The 21,535-nt window shown below is 40.5% G+C and carries 22 protein-coding genes; 8 read left to right on the top strand and 14 right to left on the bottom strand.

The window, feature by feature from the left end; all coding sequences use genetic code 11:
- Positions 1-54 precede the first annotated feature (54 nt).
- From ACFPTP_RS04705 to ACFPTP_RS04680, 6 genes are all read right to left on the bottom strand, one after another.
- Positions 55-489, bottom strand: coding sequence for a GNAT family N-acetyltransferase (locus ACFPTP_RS04705; RefSeq protein ID WP_381442618.1), 435 nt, complete (start codon positions 487-489; stop codon positions 55-57).
- Between the two features lie 19 nt (positions 490-508).
- Complete coding sequence (locus tag ACFPTP_RS04700; RefSeq protein ID WP_381442616.1) at positions 509-928, bottom strand: NUDIX hydrolase; 420 nt, start codon at positions 926-928, stop codon at positions 509-511.
- Between the two features lie 72 nt (positions 929-1,000).
- Positions 1,001-1,609, bottom strand: coding sequence for a hypothetical protein (locus ACFPTP_RS04695; protein ID WP_381442615.1), 609 nt, complete (start codon positions 1,607-1,609; stop codon positions 1,001-1,003).
- Positions 1,610-1,654: 45 nt separating this feature from the next.
- On the bottom strand, positions 1,655-2,101 hold the full coding sequence (locus ACFPTP_RS04690) for a hypothetical protein (protein ID WP_381442613.1): 447 nt from the start codon (positions 2,099-2,101) through the stop codon (positions 1,655-1,657).
- 5 nt (positions 2,102-2,106) lie between these two features.
- Complete coding sequence (locus ACFPTP_RS04685; RefSeq protein WP_381442612.1) at positions 2,107-2,409, bottom strand: hypothetical protein; 303 nt, start codon at positions 2,407-2,409, stop codon at positions 2,107-2,109.
- Positions 2,406-3,305, bottom strand: coding sequence for a DMT family transporter (locus tag ACFPTP_RS04680; protein WP_381442611.1), 900 nt, complete (start codon positions 3,303-3,305; stop codon positions 2,406-2,408). The genes ACFPTP_RS04685 and ACFPTP_RS04680 overlap by 4 nt, the downstream gene beginning before the upstream one ends.
- A 205-nt stretch (positions 3,306-3,510) precedes the next feature.
- Between ACFPTP_RS04680 and ACFPTP_RS04675 the strand changes: the two genes are divergently transcribed.
- Entirely contained in the window at positions 3,511-3,846 is a 336-nt protein-coding gene (locus tag ACFPTP_RS04675; RefSeq protein WP_381442609.1) for a DMT family transporter, read from the top strand.
- Between the two features lie 82 nt (positions 3,847-3,928).
- Here ACFPTP_RS04675 and ACFPTP_RS04670 read toward each other — a convergent pair whose 3' ends face one another.
- Positions 3,929-4,792, bottom strand: a complete 864-nt coding sequence (locus ACFPTP_RS04670; protein WP_381442608.1) for an aminoglycoside phosphotransferase family protein — start codon at positions 4,790-4,792, stop codon at positions 3,929-3,931.
- Positions 4,793-4,865: 73 nt separating this feature from the next.
- Positions 4,866-5,876, bottom strand: coding sequence for a hypothetical protein (locus ACFPTP_RS04665; RefSeq protein WP_381442607.1), 1,011 nt, complete (start codon positions 5,874-5,876; stop codon positions 4,866-4,868).
- 233 nt (positions 5,877-6,109) lie between these two features.
- On the opposite strand from ACFPTP_RS04665, the gene ACFPTP_RS04660 reads away from it, so the two are divergent.
- Together ACFPTP_RS04660 and ACFPTP_RS04655 are read left to right on the top strand one after the other, a co-directional pair.
- On the top strand, positions 6,110-6,874 hold the full coding sequence (locus ACFPTP_RS04660) for an NRDE family protein (RefSeq protein WP_381442606.1): 765 nt from the start codon (positions 6,110-6,112) through the stop codon (positions 6,872-6,874).
- Positions 6,875-7,130: 256 nt separating this feature from the next.
- Positions 7,131-8,108, top strand: a complete 978-nt coding sequence (locus ACFPTP_RS04655; protein WP_381442605.1) for a tRNA dihydrouridine synthase — start codon at positions 7,131-7,133, stop codon at positions 8,106-8,108.
- A 79-nt stretch (positions 8,109-8,187) separates the two neighbouring features.
- On the opposite strand, the gene ACFPTP_RS04650 is transcribed toward ACFPTP_RS04655, so the two are convergent.
- The 3 genes from ACFPTP_RS04650 to sstT all read right to left on the bottom strand — a co-directional run bounded on the left by ACFPTP_RS04650 (position 8,188) and on the right by sstT (position 13,746).
- Positions 8,188-10,074 (bottom strand): ABC transporter ATP-binding protein, encoded by a 1,887-nt coding sequence (locus ACFPTP_RS04650; protein WP_381442603.1) that lies wholly within the window; start codon positions 10,072-10,074, stop codon positions 8,188-8,190.
- Positions 10,071-12,293, bottom strand: coding sequence for an ABC transporter ATP-binding protein (locus ACFPTP_RS04645; RefSeq protein ID WP_381442602.1), 2,223 nt, complete (start codon positions 12,291-12,293; stop codon positions 10,071-10,073). Before ACFPTP_RS04645 ends, ACFPTP_RS04650 begins: the two co-directional genes overlap by 4 nt.
- A 199-nt stretch (positions 12,294-12,492) precedes the next feature.
- The gene (sstT, locus tag ACFPTP_RS04640; RefSeq protein WP_381442600.1) at positions 12,493-13,746 is read right to left on the bottom strand and encodes a serine/threonine transporter SstT; all 1,254 of its coding nucleotides are present in this window, start codon (positions 13,744-13,746) and stop codon (positions 12,493-12,495) included.
- Between the two features lie 310 nt (positions 13,747-14,056).
- Here sstT and ACFPTP_RS04635 point away from each other — a divergent pair, with 310 nt between their 5' ends.
- From ACFPTP_RS04635 to ACFPTP_RS04620, 4 genes are all read left to right on the top strand, one after another.
- The gene (locus tag ACFPTP_RS04635; RefSeq protein ID WP_381442599.1) at positions 14,057-14,695 is read left to right on the top strand and encodes a 2OG-Fe(II) oxygenase; all 639 of its coding nucleotides are present in this window, start codon (positions 14,057-14,059) and stop codon (positions 14,693-14,695) included.
- Between the two features lie 188 nt (positions 14,696-14,883).
- Positions 14,884-15,219: a hypothetical protein gene (locus ACFPTP_RS04630; protein WP_381442598.1), complete on the top strand. Its 336-nt coding sequence runs from the start codon at positions 14,884-14,886 to the stop codon at positions 15,217-15,219.
- 133 nt (positions 15,220-15,352) lie between these two features.
- Positions 15,353-16,663 (top strand): transglutaminase domain-containing protein, encoded by a 1,311-nt coding sequence (locus ACFPTP_RS04625; protein ID WP_381442596.1) that lies wholly within the window; start codon positions 15,353-15,355, stop codon positions 16,661-16,663.
- A 306-nt stretch (positions 16,664-16,969) separates the two neighbouring features.
- Entirely contained in the window at positions 16,970-17,284 is a 315-nt protein-coding gene (locus ACFPTP_RS04620; protein ID WP_381442595.1) for a DUF2628 domain-containing protein, read from the top strand.
- Positions 17,285-17,381: 97 nt separating this feature from the next.
- Here the strand turns inward: ACFPTP_RS04620 and ACFPTP_RS04615 are convergent, their stop codons facing one another.
- A complete protein-coding gene (locus ACFPTP_RS04615) occupies positions 17,382-19,160 on the bottom strand; it encodes a M14 family zinc carboxypeptidase (protein ID WP_381442594.1) in 1,779 nt (592 codons plus the stop codon).
- 196 nt (positions 19,161-19,356) lie between these two features.
- Here ACFPTP_RS04615 and ACFPTP_RS04610 point away from each other — a divergent pair, with 196 nt between their 5' ends.
- Positions 19,357-19,623, top strand: coding sequence for a YqhV family protein (locus ACFPTP_RS04610; protein WP_381442593.1), 267 nt, complete (start codon positions 19,357-19,359; stop codon positions 19,621-19,623).
- Between the two features lie 165 nt (positions 19,624-19,788).
- Here the strand turns inward: ACFPTP_RS04610 and arsC are convergent, their stop codons facing one another.
- Both arsC and ACFPTP_RS04600 read right to left on the bottom strand, forming a co-directional pair.
- The gene (arsC, locus tag ACFPTP_RS04605; protein ID WP_381442591.1) at positions 19,789-20,208 is read right to left on the bottom strand and encodes an arsenate reductase (thioredoxin); all 420 of its coding nucleotides are present in this window, start codon (positions 20,206-20,208) and stop codon (positions 19,789-19,791) included.
- Between the two features lie 23 nt (positions 20,209-20,231).
- Positions 20,232-21,530: an arsenic transporter gene (locus ACFPTP_RS04600; RefSeq protein WP_381442590.1), complete on the bottom strand. Its 1,299-nt coding sequence runs from the start codon at positions 21,528-21,530 to the stop codon at positions 20,232-20,234.
- Positions 21,531-21,535 lie beyond the last annotated feature (5 nt).

Below are 21,535 nucleotides of genomic sequence, written 5' to 3'. Positions count from 1 at the left end.
AAAATAAAACAGAGTTAACTCCATTTGCATTTGGGAAGTCGACTCTGTTTTGTTTTACAATTGTTTTTTAAATACATAGCTCACTTTATCATAGTCCATCTTCTCTTCATAAAATCGATGAGCTTCCGTTCGCTGTAATCCAGATGATAACGCTACACTGTTATATCCATAATCTTTGGCCCATTCATGTACATAAGAAAGCAGCTTTTCACCATATCCGTTTGACCGTTTGCTATTATCAGTGACCAAGTCGCACACCCAAACAAAACGTCCATAGTAAAGGGTGATCATCGGTTTAAATCCTGTCACAGCAACTATTTCTTCTTGATTATACAAGGCAAATAATCGGTACATATCCTTTTCCTTCGCCTCCAACACCAGGTCAAGATACGCTTTTTCATCAAGATGAGTTCTTAGTTGATTCATTACCGGGAAGGCTTCAAGAATTTCCTTTTCGGAGTGGAGTTCTTTAATTGTTAATGTGTCCATTTTGATCTCCTTTTTAACTTCACAGTTTATGCACCAAATTGCAACTTGCCTGTTCTAGCTGCTCAAGTAAAAAATCCAGATCTTCGGGATAGACGTGGCTAATCGTTTTTATTTCAGATAAGGACTTCCAATCAGCTTCAGCAATAATTTCATCCGGATCATTTATTCCGCTGCTATCACCAATCTTTTCCACCCTAAAATAATATGTTTTTACCTGAATACCTTTTATGGTTATTTCTTTGACTCTTAATTGTTCGATGACTTTCACGTCATATCCCGTTTCTTCTTTAACCTCTCTAACGCAACATTCCTCCGGGCTTTCCCCTTCTTCGATACCACCAGAAGGTACCGCCCATCCCTCTGAACCGAAACTTTTAACCATTAATATTTCCTGTCGTTCATTAATACAAATACCTGCTGAACCCGACCAGCTTTTCATTCCCCTAATCCCCCCTATGTAAGTAGCACTATCATACAATTCCGATTGCCCCGCTAATACTATTTCTTATTCTTATTTTTTATCAGTCCATAAAACCTTATATAATAATGCATTCTCATACTCATCAATTCCGGCAGGCAATTCTCCATTCTCACTTCCAATAGAACGCAGTGAGTTTTTAGTCGTGCCTACCCACGCTGCTAAATAAACAGGTTCGTTTTTCTTCAAAGTAATCTTTTCACCAACTAATTTACTAAATGAATAAGCTGTCACGTCATTTGGATAGGACGTTGTCGCTAGCCCGGAAGGTATCCCAGATATCAGTTTGAAGGATTTTGAAGAATCATCTTCTCCCTGATAGTCACTCATCCCAAAAGAAATGATGCTGTCTTTATATTTTTCATCGACCGCGCCCCAAGTCTTCAGCAACTCTTCTTTAAACTTACCGTTTTCATACACTTCCACTGAGAATTCCAGATCATCATCTTTACCTAAGGTGCCATTCAGCTTAAAAAATTCAATATACCCCACTCCTGTTTTACTGATCAGCAGGCTTTCTTGTTCACTCATGGTATATGGTTCAAAGGTGATTTTCGTACTTGATTCTTTTTTCTCGTTTGCACACCCTGGTAACAACAAGGCAAGAATTACAAACAAGCAATACCGTTTAAAGCTTTGCATTTTTCTTCCCCCAATCAAATTGCAATTTGCGAATACCTACGGCCATTACTTGAAAAATCTTTTTATTAATGCCAACACGAAAAAATGAATGAGTCCCCCAAACAAGCCGAATGTGAGCATGAAGATCATAGAATAAAGATTATATAAAATCACACTTCCAAGAAGCCCAGCTAAGCCGCCGAAACCTGCATACAAAACTGCCTTTTTCCAATGTGGATAATCTCTAGTTCGAGCAGAAAAATCAATGTATATTGAAACAGGAAATGCACCAAACGCAAAGAACGGCCACGAATAAATCCCAACTACCAAGACGGTTGGACCAAAACTCCAAGAGTCTTGAAAAGCGATCATTGAATAAAGCGCCATGAAAACCCCAAAGAGTATGGGAGAAATGAAAATCGTTAAAAAATAGAATGAAAAACGATCAAATGTCTCCTTATAGTTAAATGTCATATCGAATTGCCTCTCTTTCCTTCCCTCTAAGCCTCTCACTCTTTTCACCCCATCCACATCGCCCAGACAAAAAATGACCACAATGAAGTCGTCAAACCTATTAGTACAAACGCTGCTAGATATATCGGAATGAGTTTTTTGAAAATCAATAATAGCAGTGGAATCATAACGTACAATCCAATACTAAGGAAAGTGATGATTGTTATTGCGGTCGATAACGAAATTATTGGGTAACGTTCGTTCAAATAATAAGAGATTCCTTGAGCATAGATGCCGAAAACCGTTGCAAGTATGAGCCCGATGATTACGCCGACGGCTACGATAGCATTAGATATAGTTATTTTCATAATCTATAATCCCCTTTTAATAGATTTTCTTTCACTATCTTAGCCCTAGCTGTCCAATTCACCATGAAGATACCAATAAATATACAACCTCCACCAAGTATTACGTTCCACGCAATCGTTTCATCCAGTAAAAACCAGCCCGTAAGAACGCCGAAAAATGGGGCTAGAAACAAGAACGCGCTGGTCTTGCCGGGGTCGCCTTTCTGTAAAAGGTAAAACCAGACTGCAAATTGTACAATGGAAGCCATTAATGCTAGCCATAATAAAATAGAAATTGATAGAGGAGTAATTTGAAACGACGGCTTTTCCAATAGAAAACTACCAACGAAAAGAATCATCCCACCGAACAACATCTGATAAGCCGTTAGAACCCATGTATTGATTTGAGCGCCCCACTTTTTAATCAGCAATGTTCCGACAGCCCAGGAGATGGCTGAAAGAAAACCGTAAAGTGTTCCAATTCGTAAGTCCACCTGTGCTCCTAACGTAATCATCACGCCGACAAAACCCAAAATAACACCAAGCCATTGCCGCCAGCTATACGTCATTTTCATAAAAAGCGTTCCAAATAGTACAACCAAAAGTGGATTCGTAAATGTTAAGATAGACGACTGCCCCGCCGTGATTGTTCGCAAACTGACGAAGATGCATCCCATAACGGCTGCCGTTTGAAAGAAACCGATGAGTGCGATTCTTATCCAAATAGACGCCTGTTTCGGATGAGCGATTTTTAAACATTTTACAATCACCGCCATGATGACCCCTGCTATGAGGAAGCGTAATGCAACCAACATGATCGGCGTAGCGAAGGCCAATCCGATCTTTCCGATCGTAAATGCAGACCCCATTAATGATGTTGTCAATACGACTAAACATGCAAATAGCCACTTGTTCATAATGGTAGTCTCCTTTGAAAACACTTCTCGTTATTGAAAATTAACAAGTTTCTTAAAACGAGTATAACACGTAAAAGGAGGATATAGCGGTATAATCTGACACTTACTGCAAGGCTTAGAACTTAAGAAATTGTTGAAAAACCATCTGGACTGTACAATGGGGTTACTATCAATGACTTGATAAGTTTCAGGAGGAAAAATAACGATGTCCTATCTATATTTAGCACTTTCTATATCTTTGGAGCTTATTGGCACTTCACTATTAAAAGCATCAGAGGGATTTTCAAAACTGTTCCCTACAATCGGAGTCATCATCGCTTTCATTAGCTGCTTTTTCTTTTTATCGTTGTCCCTGAAAACGATTCCTTTGAATACCGCATATGCCATTTGGTCAGGCATCGGGATTGTTGCGACTGTGATTATTTCAGTTAGCATTTGGAAGGAAAAAATCAATTTGGCTAGCATTGTGGGAATAACACTTATACTTGTTGGGGTACTAATCTTGAATTTATTTGGACCGGGGCAAAAGAACTTTGAATGAGTAATGTAAAGAAAAATAAACCGCAGCACTTCAAAATGAACTGCGGTTTATTCAAATTTCAGCTACCACGCCCGATTATGGCTTATAGTAAAGCTTTTTTAAGGATTAAAAGATTTTCCTTCAGAAATGAAGCATTCTTTTCAATTCCACGGCGTTTACACCATCCAATACTATTAAAGGCATCTGTAAATTGATAAAAAGGCAACACAACCTCTAAATCAATTAATGGTCTTATGCTGTTATAACCTTCTTTATAGGACTGATACAAAGAAAAATTCGAGCTTAAAAAATCACGATATAGTTTTGTGAAATCGATTTCTGTTGAGCCGAATCGTACACTTTCAAAATCGATCACGCCTGACACCTTATCTCCGTCAACAATGATATTTGCTGGACGAAAATCCATATGTATAAAGCTCGGGCCATCTGAAGGAGGAAGCTGTCGTTTCATATTTTCGAACTTTTCAATCGCCTGTCTGTATAAACCTTCATCCAAAACCTGCTTTACATCCTCGGCAAAACTATAAAATTGGCGTTCCACAAAATTAGACCAGTCCGGAAATTCATCTTGTATGCCAGTTAGCTGTATCGTAGTAGGCGGCTGTATTTGATGCATAGAGGCATGAAGAATCCCAACCTGAAACGCTACCGTGGATGAATCCTTTTTTGATAGCGGTTGTCCTTTTAATTCAGATAATAAGAACGCACCGGGGCACTCCTTATCACCTGGCCAATAATCCAACATTTTAGGAATGGAAACTCTATCTCTTAAGATTTCATAGGCTACCATTTCCCGCTGACACTTCAATTTTGTATAAGGTATTTTCAAAAAGACATTTTCCCCATTTAACAAATTGCATTTATACACTGTTGAACTATGTGAATCTTCAACTTCATTAATTGATAGCACATTCATATTGAATTGTTGTATGACTTGTTTTAACATCCAACCCCTCCTTTTTTATTAAAGTGTTATGCTGCCATTCCCTATCCCCCTATATAAAATGATTTTCTAATAACTACCGAGTTGAGCCTGAAAACTCATTCTGCTTACTATGTAACTTCTCTACCCACTCGCTATTATTCCAAATATTTGGGTCGTCAATTGTTTGATTTTCTCCACGCACCATGAAATCATAACTATCTTTTCCACCCGCATACCAATCAACAATAACTAACTTGCCATTTGTATTACGTACAAGAAATTCAACGCCTTCACCATAACCACCCGTAAACTTATGAATGTGCACAGGAATAATTAAGTAGAGAAATCCCCCATCCGCGTCATCCGTGAATTCCGCTTCCCAAGCGTCGTCAATCGTAATGTTTTTCACCTGACTATCAAGATTGCCATACAAATCATATTGAGATCGAACTTTCCCTTGTGTGTATTGTTTAAGATTTTCGTTGTCGATATATGAACCCAAGTCAATATCCGATCCGTTCCAGATTGCTCTATAATAGTCATTCAGCGCGCTCACACACATTTCATAAGCCGTATCAGAATCCTGAACGGATAGTTCCCCTTTATTCTTTGCTATATATTTCGGGGGATTTTTTAATACATTTTCTTCCGTACGGGGCATAGTTTCTGTAATACGTTTTTTACCTGTTAAAATTTCAAATACAACTTCAGAAGAATTTTCAGTCAATGATCCATAATTCGATTGTCCTTCAATTATAAGTTCTAACCTGTTACCATTTTGGTTTACCCAAACATTATGTTTGAATGAATTCCAAATGAAACGATAGTCTGGCGGCATTATATCCACTTTTATATTTTCTTGCCAGTCGGCATTTCCAAGTGCCTTAATAAGTTCCTCAACTTCAGCAGTATCAATGATTTCATTTACTGTTTCATACTCTTCGTCATGGTTTCTTTGTTCAACAATTACGGTGTTACCATCCCACGAATTGCTATAAACCCGTTGCTTCGTCGAATCATTATTAATGCTTCCACTTTTTGCATCCAAACTACACCCAGCTAATAAAAGTCCAGCTATTGTAAAAAGAATAGTAATTCTTTTCATAACATTAATTCACCTCATTTGAATAGACGTAATTAGTTGGGAAATGTTACAACTATTTCACATCTAGTTACTTCAGTGAAAAGGCAATAAACCGCAGCCCAAAATGACATGGGCTGCGGTTTATTTAATTTATTTAAGTGATTAGGAGAATTATAATATGCTAAGCCTATCATTACTCATCCACATTGCATAAATAACAATGTATACTTTGGGAAAGGAGAAGTGATTTTCTCATGTGTTTAATCAATTTTCATTTTCTGGACCATCCAATATACAGATTGATCGTGGCGGCGAACCGGGACGAGTTTTATGAGCGCCCGACTGCCCCGGCGCATTTTTGGAAGGATAAGCCCTATCTGTTGGCAGGCAGGGATTTATCCCAAGGCGGGACATGGCTTGGGATTACGAAGAGTGGTCGATTTGCCGCACTGACGAATTACAGGGACCCTTCTGAACAGAAAAAGAACGTCAAGTCGCGTGGTGAGATTGTGACGGATTTCCTTGATTCCGACATGCCTGCAGATGAGTTTTTGAAATCATTGCAGCAAAAGCGGGCGGAGTATGCGGGATTCAATGTGATCGTCGGCACTGCGGATGAATTGTTCTATTACTCGAATATCGAAAATGAAGTGAAAAAGATTTCCCCCGGGACACATGGGCTTTGCAACCATTTCCTGGACACGCCATGGCCGAAAGTTGTCAAAGGGAAAACGGATCTCCGAAAGCTTGTTGAACAAAACCGTGTTATCCAGCCCGGCGAACTGTTCGATATCATGCTGGATGCTGAACCGTTTCCAGATGAGCAACTTCCCGTTACGGGAGTCGGTCAACAGTTGGAACGGGTACTCTCTTCCCTATTCATTAAATCGGAAGGGTATGGCACCCGCTCATCGACAGTCTTGCTTATTAATCACGAGAATAATATTACTTTCGTGGAACGGACTTATCGCGATGGAGAGTTTGTGGGAGACCGTACGTTCAATTTTTTGTCCTCGTAGAAAAGAATGGACCCCGGCGGTGAAAGAATGGACCCTTGTTGGAAAGAATGGACCTTTATAAGAATGGAGCCCTTGTGTGATTAATTGAGCCCTTGACTAAATAATGGAGCCCTTGCGATTAATTGAGCCCTTGTAAGAAAGAATGGACCTGTTTCTATACGAAGTAACTATTTCAGGAATGTATCAGTGCATTAGGCTATAAAAAGTGGTACTATTTGATGAGCAAAGGATTTTGCATGCAACAGGAGGATACAAAATGAGCAACGAAGATAATTTTTGGCTTGATCTCCCGAAGCCGTTTTTCATATTAGCGCCGATGGAAGATGTGACAGATGTCGTGTTCCGTCATGTCATCGCCGAAGCAGCGCCACCTGACGTCTATTTCACAGAATTCACAAATACGGAAAGCTATTGCCATCCGAACGGAAGAGAAAGTGTCCGTGGACGTTTGATGTTCACGGAGGATGAACAACCGATTGTCGCCCATATTTGGGGTGATAAGCCTGAGTATTTTAAACAGATGAGCATCGACATGAAAAAACTCGGATTTAAAGGCATTGATCTCAACATGGGCTGTCCGGTGCAAAACGTGGCAGCGAACGGAAAAGGCGCGGGATTAATACGACGTCCGGAAGTTGCGGCGGAAATCATTCAAGCCGCAAAAGCAGGTGGATTGCCAGTCAGTGTTAAAACAAGACTAGGCTACGTCGAAATCGACGAGTGGCATGATTGGTTACGACATGTCTTGGAACAGGATATTGCAAACCTCTCCATTCACCTTCGCACTAGAAAAGAAATGAGCAAGGTGGATGCACACTGGGAACTGATTCCTGAAATAAAAAAATTGCGGGATGAAGTGGCTCCGAATACATTGCTAACGATCAACGGCGATATCCCTGACCGTGCAACAGGACTAAAATTGGTGGAACAATACGGCATCGATGGCGTCATGATCGGCCGAGGCGTTTTCACGAATCCATTCGCTTTCGAAAAAGAACCGAGAGAACATAGCGTAAAAGAATATCTCGATTTACTGCTTTTGCAACTGGATCTTCATGATAAATATTCTACTGAAGAAGAACCGCGTCCATTCAAACCGCTTCTCCGCTTTTTCAAAATCTATATCCGTGGATTTAGAGGCGCTGCTGAATTGAGAAACGAATTGATGGATACGAAATCGACGGATGAAGTACGGCGTTTGGTGAAGGAAGTTATGGAGAAGGAATTGGACTAAATCACCTATGGCAATTGATATACACGAAAAAAAGACCGCCTCATGTGGATAACATGAGGCGGTCTTTTTACGTAAACCGTTAACTAGCTGTATCGAACTGACTTTTGTACAAATTAGCATAAAATCCGTCCTGAGCAAGCAACTCGCCATGTGTGCCTTGTTCGACAATATCCCCTTCATCCATCACTACGATCAAATCGGCATTTCGGATCGTTGACAGTCTATGGGCGATGACGAAACTTGTTCGGTCTTTCATGAGATTATCCATCGCTTTTTGAATAAGGACTTCTGTCCGTGTATCAATTTTGCTCGTCGCCTCATCAAGAATAAGGATTTTCGGATCTGCTAAGATTGCCCTTGCAATCGTCAGAAGTTGCTTTTGACCTTGTGATATATTATCCGCTTCTTCGTTTAGCACCATCTCGTATCCATCCGGTAGTGTTCTGACAAAGTGGTCAACCTGTGCAGCGATGGCCGCTTCCCTCACCTCATCATCAGTTGCATCGAGCTTGCCGTACCGGATATTGTCCGCTATCGTACCGTTAAACAGCCAAGTATCTTGTAACACGATACCAAACAGGGATCGAAGCTCATTTCGATTGAATGATTGAATGTTATGGCCATCAATCTTAATTGAACCGGTTTCGATATCGTAAAAGCGCATGAGCAGTTTCATAATCGTCGATTTACCTGCACCCGTCGGTCCGACAATGGCCACTTTCTGACCAGGCTTGATTGTCGCAGTAAAGTTACGAATAACAGGTTTTTCAGGCTCGTAACCAAAGGAAACATGGTCAAACTCTACATTGCCTTCAATCGTTACAGCCCTTTCGTTTACTACCCCGTTTTTACTAACCGTTAGAGCATTTTCCTGCTCCGGTTTTTCTTCATCTTCCGCCAGAAATTCAAATACTCGTTCCGCTGCGGCGGCAGTCTGTTGAAGTACATTCGAGATATTCGCGATTTGCGAGACCGGCTGTGTAAAGCTCCGCACGTATTGAATGAAGGCCTGAATGCCACCGACCGTCATTTTACCAGTAACGGTAAGATATCCTCCAAGAATACAGATGACAACATAGATGATATTCCCGATGAACATCGCAATCGGCATCATGAGCCCTGAAAGAAAGTTCGCTTTCCATGCCGATTTATACAATGTTTCATTGTACTCGTCAAATGTCTTTTCAGAATCCTTTTCCCCGTTAAAAGCTTTCACGATTTCATGGCTGCTAAACATTTCCTCCACATGACCGTTCACATGCCCCAAATATTTCTGCTGATTTTTAAAATGGACTTGCGATTTTTTAATAATCCCGACAATCGAAATCATCGTAAGTGGGAGAATACAGATCGCAGCCAATGTCATTTGCCAGCTGATTGTAAGCATCATGATTGTAATTCCAATCAGTGAGGTAATGGATGTGATAATCTGCGTTAAACTTTGATTCAACGTTTGGCTAATTGTATCAACATCGTTGGTAATTCTCGAAAGAACTTCTCCGTGGGTTGTTTTATCGAAATAATTGAACGGTAGTTTATGAATCTTTTCATTAATATCCGTGCGAAGCCGCTTTGTCACCTTCATACTAACACCTGCCATGACAAAACCTTGTAAGTAGGAAAACAACGCACTAATCAAGTACAAGCCGACGAGCAATAAAAGAATTTCACCAATTGTGCCGAAGTTAATAGAACCGGTTCCAGCAATTTGGCTCATCACACCAGAAAAAAGTTCATCAGTCGCTTTTCCTAAAATCTTCGGCGATAAAATCGTGAACACCGTCGACAAAATAGCTAGGATCCATACGATGATTATGGTCCATTTGTACGCGCCTAAATAGCCGACAAGTTGTTTCATTGTTCCTTTAAAATCTTTCGCTTTACTCCCTTTCATCATCATCATATGTGGCCCACCTCTCATACCGAAGCCTGGCTGAGCATTTTTTCTATCTCTTTTTTCGCTCATGCTAATTCCTCCTTCGACAGCTGTGATGAGGCAATTTCATAGTATTCAGGGCATGTTTCCAATAGCTCGCGATGTGTGCCCCGCCCGACAATGCGGCCCTTATCTAACACGAGAATTTGTTCCGCATTCATGATCGTGCTGACTCTTTGGGCGACTAGGATGACAGTTGCATTTGACGTGTGTTCCTTTAACGCTTTGCGTAAAACGGAGTCTGTTTTAAAATCCAATGCTGAGAAGCTATCGTCAAAAATGAGAATTTCCGGTTTTTTCATCAGTGCACGTGCAATCGTTAGGCGCTGTTTTTGACCACCAGATACATTCGCACCGCCTTGCGAAATCGTTGACTCAAATTGCTCTGGCCTTTCTTCAATGAAGTCAAGCGCCTGGGCAACTTTTGCCACTTCCTTCATCTCTTCATCAGAAGCTTCTTTTCTGCCGTATTTCAGATTGGACTCAATTGTACCTGATAACAAAATGCCCTTCTGTGGGACATATCCAATTTTCGACCGCAATTCCGCTTGTTTCACATCTCTTATATCAACACCGTCTACTAAAATCTCGCCCTCACTTACATCATAAAAACGTAAAGTCAAGCTGGCAATTGTCGTTTTGCCGGAGCCTGTCGGGCCAATGATGGCAGTCGTCTGACCAGGTTTCGCCGTGAATGAAACATCATGCAATGCATCTTCATTAGCCCCTTCATATCGGAAGCTTACATTTTTAAATTCAAGAAGGCCTTTGCTCTTTTCATTAAATGAATTCGGCTCTTCCGGATCGGCAATCGACACTTCGGTTTCCAGCACTTCAGCAATACGACCGGCGGACACTGCTGCACGAGGAATCATGATGAACATCATCGATAGCATCATAAAGGACATCAATATTTGCATGACGTACTGCATAAAAGCCATCATATCCCCGACTTGCATCGACGAAACAGCAATTTGATGGGCACCGACCCAAACGATGAGTATAGTGACGCCATTCATAATGAGCATCATCATCGGCATCATGAACACCATCACGCGATTCACAAAAAGATTCGTTTTCGTCAAATCACTATTCGCAACGTCAAACCTCTCTTTTTCATATTCCTGCGTACCGAATGAACGCACAACCATTAAACCGCTTAAGTTTTCCCTTGAAATCAAATTCAATTTATCGATCAGCTTCTGAATCATCTTGAACTTCGGCACCGCAATCGCCATGACGATTAGAATCAATCCAATAAGAACGACGACAGCAAGTGCAATAATCCAGCTCATATGAGCCGACTTATTGACCGCCATAATGATGCCGCCGATCCCTAGAATCGGAGCATAGCAAATCATGCGGACACCCATCATGATTAGCTGCTGGACTTGTTGAATATCATTCGTACAGCGTGTGATTAAAGATGCAGTCGAAAATGTATCCAACTCTTTCTTCGAAAAGCTCTCCACCTTCGTAAACACTTGCTTCCGTAGATTCCGGGCAACACCCGTCGCAATTCGGGAAGAAAGCAAACCGACCAAAACGGTAGCGACTCCTCCGACGAGTGCAATGACTAACATATAGAACCCAATTTTCATTATATAACCCGTTTGTTTCGCACCCAAATCGACGCCAAGTTCATCATAGAAACCTTTTGAAAGCATGATGCCGCTTTGTTTTTGCATGACGTCATTTTTTACAGCTTCGGCATGCGCTGATTGAATCGCTGCTTCCGGCAACGATTCCAGGACAGCTTGCATTCCATAAATCTCTTTCATATGAATAGAGGTAGAGGCATCTTCTTTAGCATTTTCATCAGATGGCGGCGATAGTTCACGTAACACATTAATGAAAGTCGAAGAGGCTGTGCCGAATGCAGTATCTACATTTTCCGTCTCGGTTTTACTTAACTCCCTTTTAACATACAACTGCTGCTTTGCTTCGGGATATAATTTGCTGTAAGGCTTACCTTTCGAATTCTCTTCTGAAGGTGAGACCAACAGATAGGCTGATTCAATGATCTGTCTTTCCTGTTCTGTCATGAAAGAAGTGATCAGCTTCATACCATCTTGGCTGATCGCATCCGGTGATGCATGCTCAATGCCACCTTGCTGTATCCCCACGTTGACGATATTCGACATGTAGTTCGGTAAATTCAAATCACTGATCGCTTGCACAAACAAGAGCAGGACCGCTAATAAAATGCCCGTCGCAAACGGCTTTAGATGTTTCGCCAATTTTCTCAAGTCAATCCTCTCCTCCCAAACTCTTATACTGTTATAAGAGAACTCATCAGTACTCTTCTATTCCTTCTCTTCCTTAACTAATCCTCTTTTTAACAGAAATCTTATCTCTTTTCAATGTATTAGTAAAAACTTCCTCCAAGACAAAAAAGAGGCTGAAAAATGATATCATTTTTCAGCCTCTTTGATCTGTCTTCGCTCATTACATCTTCTGGAACTTCCAAGAAGATTGCATCGAACTCTCTTTACCTTCTTTACGTTCTTTCGCATATTCAGCTGTAGCTGTGAACAGGACGTCTGAAGATGAATTCAATGCCGTTTCACAAGAATCCTGGATAACTCCGATGATAAAGCCGACACCAACGACTTGCATCGCAATATCATTCGGAACTCCAAATAAACTACATGCCAGCGGAATCAATAAAAGTGAGCCGCCTGCCACACCGGATGCACCTGCCGCAGAGATAGCCGCAACAACGGAAAGCATGATCGAAGTCAGAAAGTCAACTTCAATTCCAAGCGTGTGTACAGTTGCAAGCGTAAGCACAGCAATCGTAACAGCCGCCCCCGCCATATTGATCGTTGCACCGAGTGGGATTGACACTGCATACGTATCTTCATCCAAATCGAGCTTTTCAGCCAGTTTCATGTTTACAGGTATATTTGCAGCGGAACTGCGTGTAAAGAATGCAGTGATACCGCTTTCTCTTAACACCATCAACACAAGTGGATAAGGATTTTTCCGTGTATAGACATAGACAATTAACGGATTAACAACTAGGGCGATGAATAACATACATCCCACTAAAATTAAAATCAATCGTCCATATACAAGCAAAGCGGAAAGTCCCGTTGTAACAATTGCATCGAAAACAAGTCCCATAATACCAAGTGGTGCCAGGTTAATCACCCATTGAACGACTTTCGTGATCGCATCCGAAAAACTGCCTAACATATCTTTTGTATGTTGATTTGCCTGTTTTAGTGCAATCCCTAAAACGACTGCCCACATTAAGATACCTAGATAATTCGCATTCACTAATGCATCAATCGGATTAGAAACTAAGTTAAATAATAATGTTTTCAACACTTCCACGATACCTTCTGGAGGTGAAACATCTTCAGCACCTGTCGTCAATGTCAGTGTCACTGGGAATATAAAGCTTGCTGCCACGGCAACAGCTCCAGCTAGGAATGTACCAATGGCATACAATCCAAGAATCGATTTCATATTCGTTTTCGTACCGCTCTTATGCACAGCAATCGCATGCATTACCAAGAATAGGACCAATATAGGTGCAACCGCTTTTAATGCACCGACAAATAATGAACCAAAAATGGAAACCCCACTTGCGGCTTTAGGAACCGTCAAAGCTAAGATAAGACCGGCAATAATACCGACAACGATCCTTTTCACTAGGCTTATTTGATTCCATTTATTAACCAATTTTTTCATTCGTCTACCCCCCAAATATCTCCCAAATTATTAAACATACACAATCAATTCTCCCCGTTAGAGTAGACTGCCGCTTTATTTTATCACAATCTTTTTAGAATTGTGAAGCGCATTTTTCTAATTAACGGATTTTGGATTTTTCGAGAAATATCAACGTTAAAATTTTACGAAATATAAAACTTCGTGATAAAATAAATTGAATTTAATTCCAAAAGGAAGTGTGAACCTTACAAGAAGACCGTTAAAGCACGTTTACCCATCACAAACGCATTTTGTTTTGAAAATTAAACAGTTTAAGAGGTGCTTGAAATTGATAACGGCAAATAAAGAGCAAACCATATTTAATCATGTTGGAAGTAAAATACTTACAGATAGAGAGATTGACATCGTCGCTCGATTAGAAGAGCCTTTAATCGTTGTTTTAGGGAATGTATTAAGCAACGAAGAGTGTGATGAACTGATCAGATTGTCAAAAGACAAAATGAAACGTTCAAAAATCGGAACGACACGCGAAGAAAATGAGTTAAGAACAAGCAGCGGTATGTTTTTCGAAGAAAGTGAAAACGAAATTGTTGCTCGAGTTGAAAATAGGATCTCAACGATTATGAGTATATCCATTGAGCACGGAGAAGGGCTTCAAATCCTTCGGTATACTCCCGGCCAACAGTATAAAGCCCATTATGATTTCTTTTCATCATCAACGAAAGTAGTAAACAATAATAGAATTAGTACGCTCGTTATGTATTTAAATGATGTAGAAGAAGGAGGAGAAACCTATTTCCCACAACTGAATTTTTCAGTATCGCCCAAAAAAGGGATGGCAGTCTACTTCGAGTACTTCTATAATGATCAAGCTTTAAACGATTTGACTTTGCATGGCGGAGCGCCGGTTATCACTGGTGAAAAGTGGGTCGCGACGCAATGGATGAGAAAGCAAAAAGTTAGGTAAAAAAAGAGGACCTCCCTAAATGTATATGGGGATGGTCCTCTCTCTATATTTACCCAAAGTCATATATAATTTTCGCAATTTCACAACATAGCATCGTTTGCTAAAGTTAGGTTGTAAGGCAAATACTTCTGGAATGCTATTACTGCATATTATCGTATCGAGAAAATGTAAAGGGATGGAGAGATAGCATGAAGAATAAAATAAGCATAGCGATGATTTTCACACTATTAATTGGTGGCATCCTCTTTTTCACCACATATTTTGCGTATGAAGAAAACAATAAGTTCTTTAACTTTCCGATACCCAAAAACGCGGAATTACTCAATAATAAAGCTGACGTTGCCATTTATAATTGGTCAAAAGCCTCTGAAGAAGATGGGATTCCTTTTATGTATGAGATAATCATCAAGTCAAAAGGATGGAGCAAAGCAGGCAGAGAAGGTGCTTCAACTTATTATGAAAAAGAGGGACATAGAATTGATTTGATCTCTCAAACGGACCAATTAACTTTGATCGCTAAATAAGGAATAGTTATTTGCAGAAAAGCAGTAATGGAGATTCTGGAACTAATTTAACCTATGCCACGTAAAGAATTAAACTAATCAAAAATTCCGATGCTTCATTCAAGGTCCTATGTCCTTACCAAGGGGGAAAGTCATGTCTCTAAAAAAAGCCTATCTATTCATCGTTTTACTCTTGCTGGCAGCTTGCTCGGATGAACAGCCAACCAGCGTACATCAACAGATAGAAGCAGTAAAACAACCAATTGCATCAGATGAGGCTGTAGAGGAAGGTGATTTCACTTATAGCCCCGAAGGTCAGGAGGCCGGGTTAACAATTCTTGCCCCGAGCAGTGATTCGGTAAAAGGAAGTCACACATTCACACTTAAAGGGAAAGTCGATTCTGCTAACATTAAGCAACAAGATATTTTAATAGAGCTCAAAAAGGATGGCTACTTTTGGTCGGATCTTCTACAAGTTGAAAACGGCAAATTTACGCATGAGATCCCTTTATTTTTCGGGAAAGGAATCCATGAATTGCTCGTCTATGTCCCTGACAAAGAGTATGACAACTATTTTCAACTCGGAACAACCCTTACGATCTATAATGACTCCGATTACTGGGGCGGCATCCGATACAGCCCGGCTTATGAGGAGCGCGGTATCCATCTTGAATTGCCCGCTGACGTTGAGGTAGCCAACCTGACGTCTAGGATCATAGGTTCCATTGACAAGGACGCTCCTTTTGCAAAAGAGACGAATCATTTATTAATAACGACTAGTAAGGAAGAAGATTATGCAGAGTATGTTATTCCCGTTAAGGATAATACATTCGATGATCAATTCTATTTGCGCTTCGGTCCGGGAAAGTATTTCGTGACAGTGAGTGTGCCCCATATAGAGAAAACGAATCGCGAGCCTTTCATATATTCGCAAGTTGCACAATTCCTAGTGGACAACGTTGGTGCTGAAGATCAACGTGATTTATTGCCATCTAAAGGAATCCAATCCGATGCACCTGAAATTGTCGCCCTGGCAAATGAGCTGATGAACGATACAATGTCGGATCGTGAAAAAGCAAAAGCGGTTTATGAATATACAGCGAAAACCATTTCTTATAATACAGGGAAACTATACTTTATCGGCAATCAATGGGATGACAGCGCGTTAAAAACATTAAAATTCAAAACCGGAATTTGCGTTGATTATTCCTATCTAGCCATTGCCCTGCTTCGCGCAGCCGGCATGGAAGCAAGGTATATCGTAGGAACTGCTGGATTTGAAGATGATCGCGCGGGCCACGCTTGGGTGGAAGTGAAAGTGGATGGCGAATGGCTCACGATGGACCCGACATGGGGTTCTGGTTATGTCGACTACGGCCGTTTTGAGCCTGAGTATACAGAGGATTATTTTGATCCTACGGAAGAAGTATTCAGCAGTCATGTCAGAGAAGGAGTCGTCTATTAAGCTTCATCAAAGAAAACGAAGACAATATAGACGAATTGGAAAATTAATCAACCTTCATATCGTTGGGAGCCGATCAAAGTCCTTTGTTTGGCTCCCCCTGTTGTTGTTTGGAACAATGGTAGTAAATCGGTCGAAAAGTTTTTTTCGCATAAGTACCTATTTTTTTGTAATAAAATGTTACAATTCGCTTTAGTTTGTAGTATCATAGGTAAGAAGTGAAACGAATAGAGATACTTTTTCTGCATTTATATTCTTACATTCACTATTCCCGTTACTTCAACAAATACATAGCAAGGAGATTCATCTATGAATATCACACTTATGAATGATGCAGGATTGACGAAGCATGTAAAAGTTGGCTTTAGTTGGACTACTTTCTTCTTCGGCTTTTTCCCTGCTTTATTCCGCGGCGATTTGAAATGGGCTGCCATCATGTTCATTATTTCACTAGCTGCAGGCTCATTTACATTCGGTATCGGTTCTGGGGTAACAGGCATTGTATTTTCCTTTATCTATAACAAAATTTATATTAAAGAGTTAATAGAAAAAGGGTACAAACCTGCAGACGAAAATGCAAGAAGAGTATTGGAACAAAATCAAATACTGTCTGTGGTAGCGTAAAAACAACTATAAAAACCTTATTCTATTTACAGAATAAGGTTTTTATTATATGTGAATGCAACTACCTCTTCCGTATCCTCGCGCTTTAAGTTACTTTTTATTCATCACCCGAATCTTCTGCATTAGTATTAGATATATCGTTCATAGCTTCATTTTGTAAAAAATCATCATACTTCATGAAGAATGTTGAAATATGACCACGCTTCAAAATTTCATCCACGCCAAAGTTTTCGAACGTCTTATTAGAAGCATCATATCCATTGGAAATATTTGCGTCGTACATGAATTGCACGGACTCTTCCAGGCTAATATTCGAATTGCCAAAATGCAAAGATGATAGAATCCGTGCCATTTTGCCTCTGGTGATCGGTTGATTCGCCTTTTCCATATTTCCAAGGCTTCCTTCTACAGGCAGTTCATATTTAGTCGCCAATTGATACGGAACAGAAGCCCAATAATTTGATTGTGGAGCAGTCGTTGCTAGTTCATCAGGTTTTGCATAACGGAATAATATTGCCAAGAAATGCGCTTCCGTTAAATTGTCCATCGGTTTCAAATATCTTCGATTGTTGACAACGCTGCCGGAAATTAATCCTTTATCTACAGACCATAAAATAGGTTCTGACCAGTATTCCCCCTCTTTGTAATCAACAAAGCCTCGTACAGTATATTCCTTCGTATTATCTTTCTTAATCCACATATTGCCCTTATCGGTTTTAATGAGGTACCAGTCAGCCTTTTCCCCAACTACGGAAACTCTTTGCGGATTCAATGACTGATTAGCTGATTTGAACGGTTTGGAGTATAACGTTGTTTTATTCAATAAATCAACTCGTACATCCGTCAAATAAACAAGCTTTTGCCTATCTAACCAAAGTTGATAACTTTCTGTTGCGGCGTACAAAGGTACAGCCTCATTTTGCTTCCAAATTCGATCAAATGCACTTAAAGGAACGCTCGTCTCTCCTGCAAACTTACCGATTTCCGGTGTTAATGCAGGCTTTCCAAATTTAGCGATAAACCAATCTGTTGATGCGCCCGTTTCTTTATTTTGAGCAAACATCAATTTGTATCCTGTCATGCCTGCTATTTTATTAGCAATGATGCGATCACGTTGCTTCGTTTTGTATTCAATCTTATAATCCCAATATAAAACTTCGCCTGCAGAATGGTAGTCCAACAGCATCTCCGGATTTACCTCATTAACCAATTTCATGACAGCCTTCACTTCTGCGATTTGGCCAGGTTTTGAGCCTTTATGATTTCGCCAAGATGGATTTGCAGAATTGTTTTGTATCTTACTCCAATCGACATCATAGTTCCTGTTGGGATCGATCCCTTGGGCATTTGCCTTCCAGCGCTTGAAATCCTTGCTGCCATTATTCATTTTAATTAATTGATTATGGACTTCTTTCGGAAAAGCGCCCAATCCTTTTTGCTGCAATGTCACACCGTCAGGATTCACCATCGGAATAAACCAGATTGTCGTATGATCAAGTACTTCCTTGACATTGTATCCTTGTATGGATTGGTTGCTTTGATAGGACGCAGCGTATTTGTAAGCCATATGCATCGTTAAAATGGTGGACATCCATTCTCTGGCATGGTGAGAACTCGTCACTAAAAGTGTAGCATCACCTTTTCCAACTTTCATCGCCCAAATATCTCTGCCATATGCGGTCTTGCCAAGCGATTTATATTCCACCAACTCCGGGTAATCCTTTGCTAACTGCTGGATATCCTTTGTCATTTTCTCATATGTATATTCCTGTTTCGGCGTAGTGATGTAATACGTTGATTGTGCCATTGTGGTACTACTGAAATGAATTAGAAATATAGAAAGAACCATGATACTTGCCATTATCTTTTTCAACATGATGCATCTCCCCCTGAATAGTCAGTTAGCCACCTTATCACTAGTATAATAGTATCAGAGAAAGAAAGTAATAGAAATGGCCACTATTTGCAATGTTGCTAGAATATTAGGAGCTGACGTACATATAGTAGAAAAAGTCCTGTTGGAAAACACAATAAACGAATGGATAGACATTGAACGAAAAGAGGCAACGTAAGTGATTGAAAGAGCATTGTTAATGATGATCGTATTACGGATTTTTTCCGGCAGTGTGGACATCACTGCCGCCTTGTTAATGTACAAGTTCAATGACTTGGAAAAAGCTTTTTACATCAACACGCTACTGGCCCTTGTAGGACCATGTGTGTTGATCATCACTACTGCGTTCGCGCTGATCGGTCTCGCTGAAAAGATTTCCCTCACACGAATGATTTGTCTATTTGCTGGAATTTCGCTGATTCTTATTAGTTTGAAAGCTGACTAGGCACCAAAGAAATGCATTCAAAAATGGAGCTGCAATAGGCTTGTGGGTTGAGTGGTGGAATTGGCAGGTATTGGTCAAGTAGTAGTGAGGTGAACGTATAATCAGCAAAAAGAAAGAAGCCAATCAAATGATTGGCTTTTTTGTATTCCTTCCCACTTGCACCGATTATTCACCCGTTTTCGCGAATTGTACTACCCTGTCACCGATTTCATCACGCACCCGCTGGAAAAACGCCCATTTTTCCTCATCCGTTCCAACTGCCTTTGCAGGGTCATCAAAACCCCAATGAGCACGTTTGACATGCGGAGGTGTCATCGGACACTTATCAGCAGCATCTCCACAAAGTGTTACGACGAAATCTGCATTATTCAGGATTTGCGGATTGATAATATCCGAAGTTTGATTCGAGATATCAACGCCAGCCTCATTCATAGCTTTGACGGCATTGGGATTGACTCCGTGAGCTTCAATCCCTGCACTGAAAACCTCCCATTCTTCACCAAGATGCTTTTTCCCCCATCCCTCAGCCATTTGGCTACGGCATGAATTACCAGTGCATAAAAAATAAAGTGTTTTTTTCGTCATTTTGAAATTCCCCTTTTTGAATTTTAATGTAAAATCGAAAGCCATAAATACAGCCCTATAAGGGTAATGAGGAGGGTAGGCACTGTTAAGATAATACCGGTTTTAAAATATGTACCCCATGATATTTTCACACCTTTTTGTGATAACACATGCAGCCACAATAATGTTGCCAATGAACCGATCGGTGTAATTTTTGGACCTAAATCTGAACCGATGACATTTGCATAGATCAAAGCTTCACGAATCGACCCGGCAGTACTTGTATCCGAAATGGCTAAGGCGTTGATCATTACAGTTGGCATATTATTCATGATAGACGACAAAATCGCAGCTATGAAGCCCATTGAAATCGTACCTATGAACAAGCCTTGATCTGCTGCCATTTGAATAAGGTCACCGAGCACACTTGTCAGACCAGCATTCCGTAATCCATAGACGACCACATACATCCCGATCGAAAAGAACACAATCGCCCAAGGTGCACCTTTTAGAACTTGCCTCGTTGCAACGGCAGGACTTCTTTGTGCCATCATCATAAAGAAGATCGCCATGATTCCCACAACGATTGAAACAGGAAGCCCCGTAACTCCACTCGAGAAATACCCGATAAGCAAAATGCCTAATACTACCCAGGAAAGCCGAAACATCTTTCCATCTTTAATGGCAGCCTTCGGTTCTTTTAACTCTGCTACTTTATAGTCTTTCGGGATACTTTTACGGAAGAATAAAAACAGCACTAAAATACTCGCCACTAACGAAAATAAATTCGGAACAATCATCCGGGTTGCATATTCCACAAATCCGATGCCGAAAAAGTCTGCTGAAACAATATTCACCAAGTTGCTGACAACTAATGGCAATGACGTCGTATCTGCAATAAAACCACTTGCAATGATGAATGGAAAAACCATCTTTTCATTGAAATTCAAATTTCGAACCATCGCAAGCACAATTGGAGTTAAAATAAGTGCTGCTCCATCGTTTGCAAACAAGGCTGCAACAATCGCCCCAAGGATACTGACATAAACAAACATGCGAAGTCCACTGCCTTTTGCCAATCGTGCCATATGCAGCGCAGCCCACTCGAAGAAACCGATTTCGTCCAGGATTAAAGAGATAATAATGATGGCGACAAAAGCAAGCGTAGCATTCCAAACAATTCCCGTTACATCCATAACATCTTGAAAATCAACTACTCCTACTAATAGAGCAATAATTGCTCCAATACAAGCAGACCAACCAATCGATAAATTCCTAGGCTGCCAAATAACAAAAATAAGTGTGATGATAAAAATCATTGATGCGATCATAACCGAACCCAACGTAC

The sequence above is a fragment of the Sporosarcina koreensis genome, assembly GCF_042655825.1.
GTDB classification, from domain to species: domain Bacteria; phylum Bacillota; class Bacilli; order Bacillales_A; family Planococcaceae; genus Sporosarcina; species Sporosarcina koreensis.
Note: the sequence above shows the minus strand (reverse complement) of the source record. Positions and strands in the feature narration are given on the sequence as shown.

Coding starts and splice junctions, on each gene's coding strand:
- ACFPTP_RS04705 (WP_381442618.1), bottom strand. CDS start 489: ATGGACACATTAACAATTAAAGAACTCCACTCCGAAAAGGAAATTCTT.
- ACFPTP_RS04700 (WP_381442616.1), bottom strand. CDS start 928: ATGAAAAGCTGGTCGGGTTCAGCAGGTATTTGTATTAATGAACGACAG.
- ACFPTP_RS04695 (WP_381442615.1), bottom strand. CDS start 1,609: ATGCAAAGCTTTAAACGGTATTGCTTGTTTGTAATTCTTGCCTTGTTG.
- ACFPTP_RS04685 (WP_381442612.1), bottom strand. CDS start 2,409: ATGAAAATAACTATATCTAATGCTATCGTAGCCGTCGGCGTAATCATC.
- ACFPTP_RS04680 (WP_381442611.1), bottom strand. CDS start 3,305: ATGAACAAGTGGCTATTTGCATGTTTAGTCGTATTGACAACATCATTA.
- ACFPTP_RS04675 (WP_381442609.1), top strand. CDS start 3,511: ATGTCCTATCTATATTTAGCACTTTCTATATCTTTGGAGCTTATTGGC.
- ACFPTP_RS04670 (WP_381442608.1), bottom strand. CDS start 4,792: ATGTTAAAACAAGTCATACAACAATTCAATATGAATGTGCTATCAATT.
- ACFPTP_RS04665 (WP_381442607.1), bottom strand. CDS start 5,876: ATGAAAAGAATTACTATTCTTTTTACAATAGCTGGACTTTTATTAGCT.
- ACFPTP_RS04660 (WP_381442606.1), top strand. CDS start 6,110: ATGTGTTTAATCAATTTTCATTTTCTGGACCATCCAATATACAGATTG.
- ACFPTP_RS04655 (WP_381442605.1), top strand. CDS start 7,131: ATGAGCAACGAAGATAATTTTTGGCTTGATCTCCCGAAGCCGTTTTTC.
- ACFPTP_RS04650 (WP_381442603.1), bottom strand. CDS start 10,074: ATGAGCGAAAAAAGAGATAGAAAAAATGCTCAGCCAGGCTTCGGTATG.
- sstT (WP_381442600.1), bottom strand. CDS start 13,746: ATGAAAAAATTGGTTAATAAATGGAATCAAATAAGCCTAGTGAAAAGG.
- ACFPTP_RS04630 (WP_381442598.1), top strand. CDS start 14,884: ATGAAGAATAAAATAAGCATAGCGATGATTTTCACACTATTAATTGGT.
- ACFPTP_RS04625 (WP_381442596.1), top strand. CDS start 15,353: ATGTCTCTAAAAAAAGCCTATCTATTCATCGTTTTACTCTTGCTGGCA.
- ACFPTP_RS04620 (WP_381442595.1), top strand. CDS start 16,970: ATGAATATCACACTTATGAATGATGCAGGATTGACGAAGCATGTAAAA.
- ACFPTP_RS04615 (WP_381442594.1), bottom strand. CDS start 19,160: ATGTTGAAAAAGATAATGGCAAGTATCATGGTTCTTTCTATATTTCTA.
- arsC (WP_381442591.1), bottom strand. CDS start 20,208: ATGACGAAAAAAACACTTTATTTTTTATGCACTGGTAATTCATGCCGT.